The 13499-nt window shown below is 59.2% G+C and carries 14 protein-coding genes; 5 read left to right on the top strand and 9 right to left on the bottom strand.

Annotated features, from left to right (window positions below; translation table 11 throughout):
• Positions 1-4: 4 nt before the first annotated feature.
• The 4 genes from trxB to KGL31_09055 form a co-directional block, all read right to left on the bottom strand.
• Positions 5-934: a thioredoxin-disulfide reductase gene (trxB, locus tag KGL31_09070; GenBank protein ID MDE2322048.1), complete on the bottom strand. Its 930-nt coding sequence runs from the start codon at positions 932-934 to the stop codon at positions 5-7.
• A gap of 1 nt (position 935) precedes the next feature.
• Positions 936-1466 carry an NADH-quinone oxidoreductase subunit I gene (locus KGL31_09065; protein MDE2322047.1) on the bottom strand — a complete coding sequence of 177 codons (531 nt, stop codon included), beginning with the start codon at positions 1464-1466 and terminating at the stop codon, positions 936-938.
• A 10-nt stretch (positions 1467-1476) separates the two neighbouring features.
• Positions 1477-2004 (bottom strand): NADH-quinone oxidoreductase subunit B, encoded by a 528-nt coding sequence (locus KGL31_09060; GenBank protein ID MDE2322046.1) that lies wholly within the window; start codon positions 2002-2004, stop codon positions 1477-1479.
• Between the two features lie 86 nt (positions 2005-2090).
• Positions 2091-3740: a molybdopterin-dependent oxidoreductase gene (locus KGL31_09055; protein ID MDE2322045.1), complete on the bottom strand. Its 1650-nt coding sequence runs from the start codon at positions 3738-3740 to the stop codon at positions 2091-2093.
• Between the two features lie 281 nt (positions 3741-4021).
• On the opposite strand from KGL31_09055, the gene KGL31_09050 reads away from it, so the two are divergent.
• The 4 genes from KGL31_09050 to thyX are packed head-to-tail and all read left to right on the top strand — an operon-like array spanning position 4022 to position 8365.
• The gene (locus KGL31_09050) at positions 4022-4555 is read left to right on the top strand and encodes a CBS domain-containing protein (GenBank protein ID MDE2322044.1); all 534 of its coding nucleotides are present in this window, start codon (positions 4022-4024) and stop codon (positions 4553-4555) included.
• Positions 4556-4601: 46 nt separating this feature from the next.
• A complete protein-coding gene (locus KGL31_09045) occupies positions 4602-6512 on the top strand; it encodes a 2-oxoacid:acceptor oxidoreductase subunit alpha (protein ID MDE2322043.1) in 1911 nt (636 codons plus the stop codon).
• A 2-nt stretch (positions 6513-6514) separates the two neighbouring features.
• Positions 6515-7540: a 2-oxoacid:ferredoxin oxidoreductase subunit beta gene (locus tag KGL31_09040; GenBank protein ID MDE2322042.1), complete on the top strand. Its 1026-nt coding sequence runs from the start codon at positions 6515-6517 to the stop codon at positions 7538-7540.
• 42 nt (positions 7541-7582) lie between these two features.
• Positions 7583-8365, top strand: a complete 783-nt coding sequence (gene thyX, locus KGL31_09035) for an FAD-dependent thymidylate synthase (GenBank protein MDE2322041.1) — start codon at positions 7583-7585, stop codon at positions 8363-8365.
• Between the two features lie 24 nt (positions 8366-8389).
• On the opposite strand, the gene KGL31_09030 is transcribed toward thyX, so the two are convergent.
• Positions 8390-8818 carry a pentapeptide repeat-containing protein gene (locus KGL31_09030; protein MDE2322040.1) on the bottom strand — a complete coding sequence of 143 codons (429 nt, stop codon included), beginning with the start codon at positions 8816-8818 and terminating at the stop codon, positions 8390-8392.
• Positions 8819-9249: 431 nt separating this feature from the next.
• Between KGL31_09030 and KGL31_09025 the strand changes: the two genes are divergently transcribed.
• Complete coding sequence (locus KGL31_09025) at positions 9250-11385, top strand: SBBP repeat-containing protein (GenBank protein ID MDE2322039.1); 2136 nt, start codon at positions 9250-9252, stop codon at positions 11383-11385.
• A gap of 42 nt (positions 11386-11427) precedes the next feature.
• Here the strand turns inward: KGL31_09025 and KGL31_09020 are convergent, their stop codons facing one another.
• The 4 genes from KGL31_09020 to KGL31_09005 all read right to left on the bottom strand — a co-directional run bounded on the left by KGL31_09020 (position 11428) and on the right by KGL31_09005 (position 13247).
• Positions 11428-12003 (bottom strand): carbonic anhydrase, encoded by a 576-nt coding sequence (locus KGL31_09020; protein MDE2322038.1) that lies wholly within the window; start codon positions 12001-12003, stop codon positions 11428-11430.
• A gap of 94 nt (positions 12004-12097) precedes the next feature.
• Positions 12098-12475 carry a hypothetical protein gene (locus KGL31_09015; protein ID MDE2322037.1) on the bottom strand — a complete coding sequence of 126 codons (378 nt, stop codon included), beginning with the start codon at positions 12473-12475 and terminating at the stop codon, positions 12098-12100.
• 117 nt (positions 12476-12592) lie between these two features.
• Entirely contained in the window at positions 12593-13006 is a 414-nt protein-coding gene (locus tag KGL31_09010; protein MDE2322036.1) for a PIN domain-containing protein, read from the bottom strand.
• Entirely contained in the window at positions 12987-13247 is a 261-nt protein-coding gene (locus tag KGL31_09005) for a hypothetical protein (GenBank protein ID MDE2322035.1), read from the bottom strand. The genes KGL31_09010 and KGL31_09005 overlap by 20 nt, the downstream gene beginning before the upstream one ends.
• Between the last annotated feature and the right edge of the window lie 252 nt (positions 13248-13499).

The raw sequence follows: 13499 nt of genomic DNA, 5'->3' as shown, positions 1-13499 counted from the left end.
CGCCTTACAGGCTCTCCAGATAGCGTTCGGCATCCAGGGCGGCCATGCACCCCGATCCGGCGGCGCTGACGGCCTGCTTGTAGACATGGTCCTGCACATCGCCGGCAGCAAAGACACCAGAGACGCTGGTCATCGTCCCATGATGCGTGACAATGTACCCTCGCTCGTCCATCTCTAACTGTCCCGTGAACAGCTTCGTATTGGGGGAATGCCCGATCGCAACAAACACACCGTCGCAGACGAGTGTCTCCGGTGAGGACGAACCATCGACCCTGGTTTTGACTCCGGTCACCTTTCCCTGTGACGTATCAAGGATCTCCACAACCGTTCGGTTCCATAAGAGCTCAATCTTGGGATTTGCGAAGGTCCGTTCCTGCATGATCTTCGACGCCCGGAGCTTGTCCCGTCGATGAATAAGTGTCACCTTCGTCGCGAACTTCGTCAGGAAGAGCGCCTCCTCAACCGCCGAGTCGCCCCCACCCACAACCGCTACCTGCTGATCTCTGAAAAAGAACCCGTCGCACGTTGCGCAGGTCGAGACTCCATGTCCCAGCAGCTTGCGTTCAGATTCGAGCCCGAGCAGATTCGCCGACGCCCCCGTCGCGACGATCAGCGCTCTGGTCTGATGCGGTTCATTATCTACCATCAGGGTGAACGGGTTGCTGCTCAGATCGGCGGCTGTCGCATCTCCCTTCAAGAACCTTGCGCCAAATCGCTCCGCCTGTTGTCGCATCCTGGAAATCAGCTCAGGCCCCATAAGCCCATCCGGGAATCCTGGATAGTTCTCCACCAACGTCGTTAGGACTAACTGCCCGCCGGTCTCGTTCCCTTCGATGACAAGGGGATGCAGATTGGCTCGGGCGGTATACAAAGCCGCGGTCAGGCCCGCCGGGCCTGACCCAAGAATAATCACCTCTTCTACTGGTGTGCTCATCTCACGAAGAGGGGGCCGGAGCCGCAACCTCTGCCTTCTCTGGCTCTGGCTCGACGGCCGGTGGGACCGGCTTTTCTGGAGTCGTCGGAGACGGGTAGAAGCGCTCTGCCGTCAGGGCTTTCAGATCGAAAACCAGACCGCTGCGGACAGGGGCGCTGAGTTCGCCGATCCGTGTCCACATCGTAATGGCGTCGAAGGGGCAGACCTCGACGCAGAGGTTACAGTACATACAGAGGTTGTGGTCGATGGAAAAGGCAGATGGGTGACGATTCTTTCCCTTACCGGTCCCGGTCAGCTCGATACAGCGCGTAGGACAGATCCTCGCGCAGGCCTCGCAGGCGGTACATTTGAGCTGCCCGGTCGTCTCGTCGATCCTGAGTACGTGACGATTCAGCGCGCGCAACGGTTGTGTCCGCTGCTCATCGGGGTACTGGACGGTGATGGCTGGGGTGAAGAGGTACCGGAGTGTCACCCACAGAGAGCGAAGAATACTCGCGCTGCCGCCGAATAGATCTGAGAAGTAGCCTCCCATGGTATCCCCCTTACGCCGCCGCCAGGGGCTCGGGCAGGGTCGGCCGGCGGCCTGGTTTCGCACGCTCGCCGCGGGTGATCTGTTCCTGGAGGGTGAGGATGCCGAAGATAAGCGCCTCGGGCGTCGGTGGACAGCCCGGAACATAGACATCGACCGGGACGAGCAGGTCCACTCCCTTAACAACGTGGTACGCGTCGTAGTAGAAGGGACCGCCGGAAATCGCGCAGGCACCCATGGCGATCACCCACTTGGGGTCCGGCATCTGCTCATAGAGGGTCTTGATGCGAGGCGCCATCTTCTCAGTGACGGTCCCGGCCACGATCATCACGTCGGACTGGCGCGGCGACGGGCGGAAGACGCCGGCTCCCAGGCGGTCAAGGTCGAAGCGGGAGGCGCCGGTGGCCATCATCTCGATCGCGCAGCAGGCCAGACCAAAAGTCATCGGCCAAGGGGAGGACTTGCGGGCCCAATTAAAGAGCCACTCGACCGTCGTCGTGATGACGTTCGGCTCTATTTGTCTGTTGTCGAACAACCCCATGAGTTGTCTCCTTCGTATGTAAGCAGTCTGCTATCAGCACTCATACAAACGATTTGTGCCGACGGCTGACAGCTTCCGTACAGCCACTATCTTGCCACCGGCGTATCCGCCAACGGCATTCCCAACTCACCAATACTCTCGTACGTCACGCCTTCACATACCGGAACCGAGCGGGCGAGTTCATTCCACACCGCTTCTGTATTCCCTTCCACCAGGGGAAGTTCCAGTCGGCATGCGAGACGCTGCAGGAACTCGACAAGCGGAATCGCGCGACCGAATGGTTCCAGCGCCGGATGGAGGCGCTGAACCCGCCCCGCGAAATTTGTGAACGTCCCCTCCTTTTCGTAACAGCTCAATCCCGGTAGAACAACATGCGCCAGCTTTGCCGTCGCTGTCAAGAATAAATCGTGAGTGACAAGCAGATCCAGCTGCTTAAGCGAGTTCGCAACGGCGAACTCGCCGGACAGCGCAGCCACCAAGTCCTCCTCAAAAACGAGTAAAGCGGCCAGCCGACCTTCGGTTGCAGCGCCCAGCATCTCTCTGGTCCCCATCCCTTGGATCTTTGGGAGCAGTCCCAGAGTTCGCATCCCGACCGAGTCAGGATACTTATCGGTTCGCCGAAGCAGGTGATCTTCCGGCATATCGCCGCCGGGCTCCTGAGATCGCCTCACCCGGTAATCGATGTTTGGAATACCGAGTCTTTCTCCAAACAGTTGTCGAACGAGGAATGCCTCTTCATTGGTCAGCCGCGCCGATGCGACCACACCGATGGCCTCCGGCCCCTTCTCTCGGAGGATCCTGGCGAGGTCGCCGGCAATACGATCGATCGCCTCGTCCCAGCTCGCCGGCAGCAACTCACCATTTCGCTGTATCAATGGCGCACCGATCCGTCCCGGGTCCTCAGCGAAATGAAACCCAAAGCGGCCCTCGTCACAGATCCAGTGGCCGTTGACCTCATTGTTGACTCTCGGGCGAATGCGGAGCATCTGCGCGCCCCGCTCCTTATGCCGAACATCCACCGTGATGTTACACCCGGCACTGCACAGCCCGCATATCGACGGAACCTGTGTAATCAGATCCCATGGCCTGGCGGCAAAGCGATAGTCCCGGCTCGTCAGTGCCCCTACCGGACAGAGGTCGATCACATTTCCGGAGTATCCGTTATCCAGGCTTCGACCAGGAAAGAGGCCGATCTCAGATCGATCGCCTCGGCCGAACACGCCCAGCTCCGACGTCCCGGTCACATCCTGGCAAAATCGGACACAGCGCGTACACAGAATGCACCGCTCGGCGTCGAAGATGACAGAGGGGCCGATCGGCTGGTGCTTGATCCGATGGATCTTCGGTTCGATAAAGCGGCTCTCGCCGGGGCCGAACCTGAGCGTGTAGTCTTGAAGCGGGCACTCTCCGCCCTTATCGCAGACGGGGCAATCGAGCGGGTGGTTCAGCAACAGAAACTCGAGCACCGCATTCCTGGCCTTCTTCACGCGTTCGGAGGCCGTGAACACCTCCATCCCATCCGCAACCGGGGTGGCACACGAGATCACCAGCTTTGAAGTTCCTTGTACCTCCACCAGGCACATCCGACAACTACCCACCACGCGGAGCTTCGGATGATAGCAAAAATGCGGGATCTCGCCGCCGGTCTGCAGAACCGCCTCGAGAATTGACGTCCCGGCGGGAATCTGTATCGGCACACCATCAACAATCAGCTCAACCAACGTCTTTTTCTCCACCTTCCTCTGAGGCGCGCACAAGTAAATTCTTGCGCTCACAACGCACCGATACAACGCGCTTCTCACTGACTAAACTATAGTAGAGCCCCCAGACACTGTCAACTGCAAAGCCGCCCGTTTTACGCGCCTCGCATGCCCTCTTCCCGGCTTTGACCTTGACTTCGCGCCACACGAAGACTATCGTTAAGATGAAAAGAAAGTATGGAGTGGAGGCGAGGTGGAAAAGGGAAAGACTCGGCGTTTCAGAGCACTCCGGTGTCCAGATCGGGAGGCTGAGAATCATGGGTATTGCGGCAAGCGAATTTGAAGATGCATATGAGGACGAGGACGTTGATACGCATAAAGACGTTGAGAAGATATGCTGTGCAATCTTAACGGAGCCGATTCGAGAATTGGAATTGCGAGAGCCGATTTGCATCCATCCGGAATCCGCCGTGCGAGAGGCGATCACGGGGATGAACGGCGCCCGCGTCGGCTGCGTGCTGGTGACAGAGGGCGATCGGCTTATTGGGATCCTTACGGAGCGGGACATCCTGAAGAAGGTCGTCGGACAGCTCGACCTGGACAGTCCAGCCAAGCAGATCATGACGCCGAATCCTGAGACCGTGGGCATGGACGACGGGATCGCGTACGCCCTCAACAAGATGCACACCGGCGGCTACCGTCATATTCCGGTACTCGATAGACACGGCCGACCGGTGGGCGTCGTGTCGATACGGGACGTTGTCAAGTATATCGTCTCCCTGTTCCCCGCCGCAGTACTCAATGTGCCGCCCGAGCCCGGCCTCGCGGCGCGAGGGCTTCACGGTGGCTAGGGGACGATTAGACCATCATAAGAATGACAAGAATGAAAGGACCTAGATGAGCGAAATCGAGAGTACGCAACCTGCATCTGGAGTCCGGCACCGACCGATGAGCGAGTTGGAGACCGTCGTCGTCCGCTTTGCCGGCGATTCAGGCGACGGCATGCAGCTTACCGGAACGGAATTTACTAAGAGCGTTGCGCTGGAAGGGAGTGACCTGGCGACATTTCCGGATTATCCGGCTGAGATTCGGGCACCGGCAGGAACGCTTGCAGGCGTCTCGGCGTATCAGGTTCATTTTTCCAGTCAGGAGGTGTTCACCCCGGGCGATCAACCCGACGTCCTGGTGGTCATGAACCCGGCCGCACTGCGCATCAACCTGCCGGACCTGCCGCGCGGCGGCATCGTCATTGTTAATATCGGTACGTTCACTCAGCCCAACATTGAGAAGGCAGGATATACCTCAAACCCGCTTGAGGACGGCAGCCTTTCCGGTTACCAAGTGTTCGCGATCGACATCTCCAAGCAGGTCGCGCTCGCGCTGGAAGGGATGGGGTTGACGGCCAAAGAGGTCGGACGCTGCAAGAACTTTTACGCGCTCGGCCTCATGTTCTGGCTGTACAATCATCCGACAGAGCGCGAAGAAAAAAGTATCCGGTCCAAGTTCCAGAAGAATCCAAAGCTCGCCGAAGCCAACATCAAGGCGTTCCGGGCCGGCTACTATTATGGCGAGACTGCTGAGCTGTTTCCTTCTCGCTACGTCGTGCCCGCTGCTGTTATTGCGCCAGGCACCTATCGTCACATCACCGGAAACGAAGCCACCGCGATCGGCCTCGTCACCGCGGCGCAACTCGCTTCACTGCCGCTCTTTTACGGAAGCTACCCCATTACGCCGGCTTCCGATATCCTGCACAACCTTTCCATGTATCGCCACTATGACGTGACCACGTTTCAGGCTGAGGACGAGATCGCAGCAGTGACCGCTGCGATCGGGGCTTCGTACGCGGGCGCCATCGGCGTTACCGGAACCTCCGGTCCAGGCCTGGCGCTCAAGAGCGAAGCGATCGGCCTCGCGGTGATGGCTGAGCTTCCGCTGGTCATCGTCAACGTGCAGCGCGGCGGACCGTCGACCGGCCTTCCGACCAAGACCGAGCAGGCCGACCTCTGGCAGGCAATGTTCGGACGAAACGGCGAGTGCCCGGTGGCAGTAATCGCCCCGGCGACACCGGGCGACTGCTTCTGGATGGCCATTGAGGCTGTACGGATCGCCATACGCCATATGTGTCCGGTGATATACCTCTCGGACGGCTACCTGGCCAACGGCGCCGAGCCTTGGAAGCTCCCCGAAATCGCATCGCTTCAGAAGATTCGGGTAACGTTCAGGACCGACCCGCAGGGCTTCCACCCGTATCTACGCGACCCCAAGACGCTGGCGCGCCCGTGGGTCATTCCGGGCACGCCCGGCTTGGAGCACCGCATCGGCGGTCTTGAAAAGGAAGACATCACCGGTAATGTTTCGTACGATCCGCAGAACCACGAGAAGATGGTTCGGATACGAGCTGAGAAGGTCTCGCGCATCGTCGACGAGATCCCGGAGGCGACGGTCTACGGCGATCCCTCCGGCGACCTGCTCATCGTAGGATGGGGATCAACCTATGGGGCGATCACGCATGCGGTCAAGAGCCTCCACCGGCGGGGTCACCGGGTTTCGGCGCTCCATCTGCGTTACTTGAACCCGATGCCGACAAACGTTGGCCAGGTACTGGCGAGCTTTCGACGCGTGCTGGTCGCGGAAATGAACCTCGGCCAGTTACTGATGATGCTGCGGGCGCAGTTCCTGGTCGACGCGGTGGGGTTCCAGAAGGTCCAGGGCCGGCCATTCAAGGTCTCCGAGATCGTCGTCAAGGCGGAAGAACTTTTAGGTATGCGTGAACACGCCGAACTCTTCACGCACGCAGAGGCGGTATAACGATGCCTCAATGCAACCTTGAACACGCTCCCACACTCACACGTAAGGATTTTATCTCGGACCAGGATGTCCGCTGGTGCCCCGGCTGCGGCGACTATGCTATCCTGGCCAGCGTACAGCGGGTAATGCCGGACCTGGGTATCCCGCGCGAGAAAATTGTCTTCATCTCCGGAATCGGCTGCTCGTCGCGGTTCCCGTACTACATGAACACCTACGGATTCCATTCGATCCACGGACGGGCGCCGGCGGTGGCGACCGGCATCAAGATCACGCGCCCCGATCTGATGGTATGGGTGATCACCGGCGACGGCGACGGCCTATCAATCGGCGGCAACCACCTCATTCATACGATGCGGCGCAATGTCGACCTGAAAATCCTGCTCTTCAATAACCGTATTTACGGCCTTACCAAGGGTCAGACCTCGCCGACCAGCGAGCAGGGCGTAAAGACCAAATCTACGCCATACGGAGCGCTCGACCGCCCCTTTAATCCGCTTTCGGTGGCGATCGGGTCGTCGGCAACGTTCGTCGCGCGATCGATCGATATCGACAGTCCACATCTGCAATACGTGTTGCGGCGTGCCGCCGAGCACAAAGGCACGGCCTTCGTAGAAATCTACCAGAACTGCAACGTATTCAACGACGGGACATGGGAATCGGTCACCGACAAGGATGTGCGGAGCGACCGGCTGCTCGTCCTGGAACACGGTAAGCCGCTCGTGTTCGGCAAAGAGCGGAAGAAGGGCATCCGGATGCGCCCCGATATGTCCCCGGAGGTTGTCGAGATCGACGGCAATACGTCGGGACTATTGGTTCATGACGAAAGGCGGCAAGACGAGGGCTACCACTTCATGCTGTCGCGGCTCACGAGCCCGGAGTTCCCTCAGCCGATCGGCGTGCTACGCGCCGTCCGCGAGCCGACCTATGAGGAGTTGATTGCCGAGCAGGGCCGCGCCGTCACCCAGCAGCAGGGCAAAGGCACCCTTGAGAAGCTCCTATACGCCGGCGAGACCTGGGTGGTGTCGTAAGCAACCAGACGCAGCCAGTTCTCCGTATGCGAGGAGGGCAATGTGAAGCAGGTGGAGCCGCAGGTTTTTCTCCTGGCCAGGCCGACGATAGATGCCGACGGGCTCGCCGCCTATCTACAGGCGGTCGGCGCACCCGGGTGGTCAACCGATGCCCCGTCAGCCGCCGAGCAACTGATCGAGGTGGCGGGGCGCGCGTGCTACCGCTCGTTTGAACCGGGCCTCAATCCCAATGTCACCAAGGTGCGAGAGGGCAGCCAAGCCTACCTGGAGAATATCCTGAAGGTCAAGCACGGCAGTGTCCTGGAGCACGTAAGCTGGACTTTTGCTTTCTTCCATGTCAGCCGCGTCTTGACCCATGAACTGGTGAGACATCGCGCCGGTACCGCCATCAGCCAGGAGAGCCTGCGCTTCGTGCGACTGACCAATATCCCGGTGTGGCTACCGCCTGAGATTCGTGATAACCCGGAGGCGCGCGCGATCTTTGAGGAGGCGGTGGTCAACAGTGAGAAGGCACAACAGCAATTAGCGGACGTCTTACAGATTGAAGGGCGACCGTTTCACGAGAAGAAGGTCCTCACCTCCGCCATGCGCCGAATCGCTCCGGATGGTGTCGCCACGACCATCATCTGGACGGCGAACGCCCGGACGCTCCGCTGGGTGATCGAGGCGCGAACCACGCCGGGGGCTGAGGTGGAAATTCGAAGCGTCTTCGGGAAGGTGGCCGAAATCATGACCCGGGAGGCTCCCAACCTCTTCGGGGATTTTACCGCAATCCCCTTACCGGACGGCACCTGTCAGTGGCAGCCCGTTCACAGTAAGGTGTGAGCTACGCCCCCTTGGAGGCGATAGCTACTCTTCGACAATTATCCCTAACGCTTTTAAGAAAGACTCGACCTGCGCTTTCTTAATTCTCGTTGAACCGCCACGTCCCCAAAACTTCACGTGAAAGAGGTCGGCGTCAGTCAGGTGGGCGCCCGCCAAGTTGGTGCCCGCGAGATTGGCGTCGCGGAGATTGGCGCCCCTGAGGTTGGCGCCGGCAAGGTTCGCGTCGCGGAGATTGGCGCCCTGGAGATTGGCGCCCTGGAGGTCGGCATCCCGAAGGTCGGCGCCTCCGAGGATGGCGCTCGCGAGGTCGGCATCCCGAAGATTAGCGCCCTTGAGATCGGCGTTCATGAGGGCGGAGTCCCTCCTGACTGCTTCAACCACAGCATCACGAACCGACTCTTTCGCTGATTCGTACACAACCTTGTCGCTTTGGTACCAAGACACAATTCTCATGATAGCTACCTTTGGTTACCGATATTATGAATGATTCGACTAATACCGCTACCGCGGCCTATTCACACTCGCCCACTTCGGCCGCGGGTTCCCGCGCGGCCGCCATGGCTGCGCCTTCCCACACTGCCGCAGAACAGGAAACGATGAAACGGAAGTTAATATAATCGGGCTCAGCGGCGTGTCAAGAAAAAAATGACGTCCTCGAATGAGGTCGGGGGAACCGTGGCGGCCAATCGATAGATGAAATCATACGACCCTGAATACAGGCGCCATCTGTGCCGCACTTATTTCGCTTGACCATCGGAGGCCGATACCCTCAGAATGATTCCCTAAATCAGTCTCACCGAGCCTCAAGTGCCCGGAATGCGATATGGCCAGATTGATAGCGCGAGGAAAGTCGTAAACCGTACGATCTACCCAGGAGGAGAACCATGGACTTGATCGATCGCGCGAAAGCTAGCGTTGGACTTGTGATGGGATTCCTTGCGCTGTTGAACTGCCAGGCCGCGCCGGCCCAGGCATCGCCATCGGTCTCTTCCGGTTCCTTTGCCGCCCCCAACGCGGCCACTGAGGCCAGCCTGCTGACGACATACGGTAAGTTACCCATGTATTTCGAGGCGAACCAGGGTCAGACTAACCCCCAGGTGAAGTTCCTGGCTCGCGGTCACGGCTACACCATCTTTTTGACCGACACCAAGGCCATATTGGTCTTACGCCAGCAAAGCCCACAGGCCGGTCCCACGATTCTGCGGATGGAGCTTGTGGGCGCCAGCCCCAAGCGCCAAGTGGTGGGGATCGAGAAGCTGCTGGGTAGAATCAACTACCTCCGCGGTAACGACCCTACTATGTGGCGCGCCGATATCCCCACATACGCCAAGGTACGCAATCAAAGCGTGTACCCGGGTATCGACCTTGTCTACTACGGCAATCAGAGCCAACTGGAATACGACTTCCTCGTCGCGCCGGGAGCCGATCCTCAAGCTATCACCCTACGCTTTGAGGGAGCCAAGCAGCTCAACATAGGGACCCAGGGCGACTTAGTCATACACACCGAGGGGGGATTCATTCGTCTTCAGAAACCCATCCTCTATCAGGAGCTGGAGGGTACGAGGCGGGCGATTTCGGGCGGCTATATGATCAAAGACGCGCACCATGTCGGCTTCCAGGTGGGCGCCTACGATCCGGGCAGACCGCTGGTGATTGACCCGGTGGTGGCCTACTCCACCCTTCTGGGGGGAAGCGGCGACGAATTAGGCCTCGCCATTGCCGTAGATGCGAAGGGCCACGCCTACGTCACAGGAAGGAGCGAGTCGTCCGATTTCCCAACGTCTAAGGGCGCGTTTCGTTCTAAGCATGCCGGCGCTGCGGACGTGTTTGTAACGAAGCTCGCTCCCGACGGCGCCAGTCTCGTCTACTCGACATTTCTGGGCGGGAGTGGCGATGACTGGGGCCACGGTATCGCCGTAGATGCGGAGGGCCATGCGTACGTAACGGGAGAGACAACCTCCGCCAACTTCCCCACCACCCGCGAGGCCTTCAGTCGCAAGCACAATGGTGACAGGGATGCCTTTGTGACTAAGCTCGCCTCCAACGGCGCTCGCCTTATTTACTCTACCTTCCTGGGCGGGAGCAGCGAAGACTGGGGCCACGGTATCGCCGTGGACGCGGAGGGCCATGCGTACGTAACGGGTGGGACACGCTCCGCCAACTTCCCCACCACCCGCGAGGCCTTCAGTCGCAAGCACAATGGTGACAGGGATGCCTTCGTGACGAAGCTTGCGCCCAACGGCGCTCGCCTTATCTACTCCACCTTCCTGGGCGGGGTTCAGTATGATTGGGGTTATGGCATTGCCGTGGATAGCGAGGGTCATGCCTACGTAACGGGAGAGACAACCTCCGCCAACTTCCCCACGACGCCTGGAGCGTTCGATACTAAACCGTACAGCGACAGAGATGTTTTTGTAACGAAGCTCGCTCCCGACGGCGCCAGCCTCGTCTACTCTACCTTCCTGGGCGGAAGTCGGTCTGATTGGGGCCACGGCATTGCGGTGGATGCGAAGGGCCATGCCTACATAACAGGGGGAACCCTTTCCGCTGATTTTCCCACAACCCCAGGCGCGCGTGATACCTCCTTTAAGGGCCATGGGGACGCCTTTGTGACGAAGTTCGCTCCCGACGGCGCCAGCCTCGTCTACTCGACCTTTCTGGGCGGGACTGACTATGATGTAGGCTTCGGCATTGCCGTCGACGACGAGGGTCATGCCTATGTGACAGGAAGGACAAAGTCCCTCGACTTCCCCACCACGCCCGGGGCGGTCAATACCTCCTACAACGGCTGGGGGGATGCCTTTGTGACGAAGCTCGCCCCAACGGGCTCAGCCCTCGTCTACTCTACCTATCTGGGAGGCAGTCAGCATGATTGGGGAGAGGCCATTGCCGTGGACAAGGAGGGCCATGCGTACGTGACTGGAGGCACCAAGTCCTCCGACTTCCCCACCACGCCAGGGGCATTCAGTTCCACGCTCAAGGGGGATGGAGATGCCTTCATTACCAAGTATGAGTTTTAGCGCCTTCCAACCCACCAGGTAGGGGCGAAAGATGTTTCGCCCCTACTGCCCGATTCGTGTGGCTTCAGGGACCTCGACGAGCTGACCGGTCTTTACGTCGTAGATGTAGCCATAGACAGGAATATCGCGTGGGACCAGCGGATACGTCCTGATGCGGCGTACGTCCGCGCAGACACTCTCGACCTGGTCGGCGATGGTCAACCAGTCGATAAACGCGCCTTCCGTTGATCCAGGGCCTTGACGGGTATCATGCCATCCGCCGGCATCGATGGACGCAGTCTTCAGACTCTTAGTCAGCAACCCGCGCATAATTTCGTCGGTAAAGATCTCCATTCCGCAATTGGTGTGGTGGATGACAAACCATTCTCGGGTCCCGAGGAGTTTATAGGAAATCACCAGCGACCGAATCGCGTCGTCGCTGGCGCGACCACCCGCATTGCGGATCACGTGGGCATCCCCTTCCGAGAGTCCCGCATACTTCGCCGGATCGAGCCGCGCATCCATACAGGTCAGAATGGCAAACCGCCGCCCCGGCGGCATGGCTAGTTTGCCCTTGTCCCCAAAGTTCGCGGCATAGGCCCTGTTCGCGGCGAGTACCTCGTCCAGAATTTTACTCATGACACACCCTCCTCTGTGACCGTAGTTGAAACATTATCGCATCGCGCCCCTCGTACAATTGTTCGGTTGATGAGAGTGTCAGGCAACACGTTGGTCAGCGACGCGGACCGGGACCCATGCCTCCTGGTCCCATTCCGCCGCCTGGTCCCATGCCTCCACCCATAGCAGGCGGCTGATCCGGCAGCGTGATGCCACGCTCCTTGGCGCGCGCCTTCATTTGCTCATGAAACTCCTTGCGGATTTGCTCCCGCTCCTCCGCAGTCTTGGCTGCGCGCATTTTTTTTCGATGCTCTGCGCGTTCTTCTCGTGTCATTAATTCGCGGCCACGCACCCACTCTGATCGGCTCTCCGTCTTCACGGCGTCTCCCGGTTTCGCCTCGCTCTGAGCCGGCTTGTCATCGGCCGCAAACGCGAATCCGGCGGACAATACCATTATCGAAACCCACGAAAACAGCTTGACCATCTTTTTCATTACGATTGCCTCCTTTAAGTTTGGGTTGGTTCCTGATTTCTCGCGCCACCGCAACCCGTTCGGTGGTCGCGCCTCACCATTGAGTGCCGTAGGCTTGGATGAAAGGCATATAGCCCCTCAAAACGGGTGAATCAGGGTCAGCGGCGCGCGCCCGTGTTTCCGATAGGCCGAAAAATCGGAGTCTAGTGTAAATACTGCGTGGTTTTCATATAGCTCGGCCATGCGCACGATGCAGGCGTCAGCGAGAGACATCGGGCGATCACGATACTTGCGATGAAGCGCCCGCAGCGCCATTATCTGTTCGTCGATGTGCAAAGCCATTCGAAGAGCGCCATTTTCCAACAGCTCCCACAAGGCCTCCGGGGCTTTCGGCAACCGCGCTAGCAGGAACATCGCTTCCGCCAGCACCGGTTCACACACCAACAACGGTGCCTCCAGTTCAGCGACCCGCTCCACCACCCACGCATGATGTCGCTCGGCCCGGTCGAGCAACGCCACCAGCGGGCCGGTATCAGCGATGGCGACGCGCATGGCGGCCAAACCCTGCGAGGCGTTTCGGGTTGGAGGCAAGGTCCGAAATGCCGGAATCCACCACTCCGCAGGCGTTCTGCATAAGCTCCCGTAATGTGGGCCGTGTGACCCGTTTGCGGGGGCTCTGGATCACCAAACGCAAACCCTCCTCCACCAGCTCTCTAAGCTTGCGCCCACGCAAGGCCGCCTCGGCTTTGGCGTGCCGGTAGAGATCATCCGAAATTTCGACGGTGGTCTTCATGACTTTCTCCTTCCGCACGCGTTGTGTGTTGTAAATATATCTTTACAGCTTTCCATATATCTGTCAAGACCGACTTTTGTGTTTTTTCGCGTCAAGCACTCAGTTGAATGCGATAATGAAATATGAGGTCTTGTCAAGAGGTGTGCAAACAAAAGTTAGGCGGCAACCCTCCACTCGTGCTCCATCACCCGGACACCATTGACAAAGGTGGCGCCGTGATACACCTCCTGCAACAACTCCGGGGCGTGCAGT

The sequence above is a fragment of the Candidatus Methylomirabilota bacterium genome, from assembly GCA_028870115.1.
Lineage (GTDB): Bacteria > Methylomirabilota > Methylomirabilia > Methylomirabilales > Methylomirabilaceae > Methylomirabilis.
This window is presented reverse-complemented; position numbering and strand designations above follow the sequence as displayed.

Coding starts and splice junctions, on each gene's coding strand:
- KGL31_09010 (MDE2322036.1), bottom strand. CDS start 13,006: ATGCGCGTCGCCATCGCTGATACCGGCCCGCTGGTGGCGTTGCTCGAC.
- trxB (MDE2322048.1), bottom strand. CDS start 934: ATGAGCACACCAGTAGAAGAGGTGATTATTCTTGGGTCAGGCCCGGCG.
- KGL31_09015 (MDE2322037.1), bottom strand. CDS start 12,475: ATGAAAAAGATGGTCAAGCTGTTTTCGTGGGTTTCGATAATGGTATTG.
- KGL31_09050 (MDE2322044.1), top strand. CDS start 4,022: ATGGGTATTGCGGCAAGCGAATTTGAAGATGCATATGAGGACGAGGAC.
- KGL31_09025 (MDE2322039.1), top strand. CDS start 9,250: ATGGACTTGATCGATCGCGCGAAAGCTAGCGTTGGACTTGTGATGGGA.
- KGL31_09030 (MDE2322040.1), bottom strand. CDS start 8,818: ATGAGAATTGTGTCTTGGTACCAAAGCGACAAGGTTGTGTACGAATCA.
- KGL31_09040 (MDE2322042.1), top strand. CDS start 6,515: ATGCCTCAATGCAACCTTGAACACGCTCCCACACTCACACGTAAGGAT.
- KGL31_09045 (MDE2322043.1), top strand. CDS start 4,602: ATGAGCGAAATCGAGAGTACGCAACCTGCATCTGGAGTCCGGCACCGA.
- KGL31_09060 (MDE2322046.1), bottom strand. CDS start 2,004: ATGGGGTTGTTCGACAACAGACAAATAGAGCCGAACGTCATCACGACG.
- KGL31_09065 (MDE2322047.1), bottom strand. CDS start 1,466: ATGGGAGGCTACTTCTCAGATCTATTCGGCGGCAGCGCGAGTATTCTT.
- KGL31_09005 (MDE2322035.1), bottom strand. CDS start 13,247: ATGAAGACCACCGTCGAAATTTCGGATGATCTCTACCGGCACGCCAAA.
- KGL31_09020 (MDE2322038.1), bottom strand. CDS start 12,003: ATGAGTAAAATTCTGGACGAGGTACTCGCCGCGAACAGGGCCTATGCC.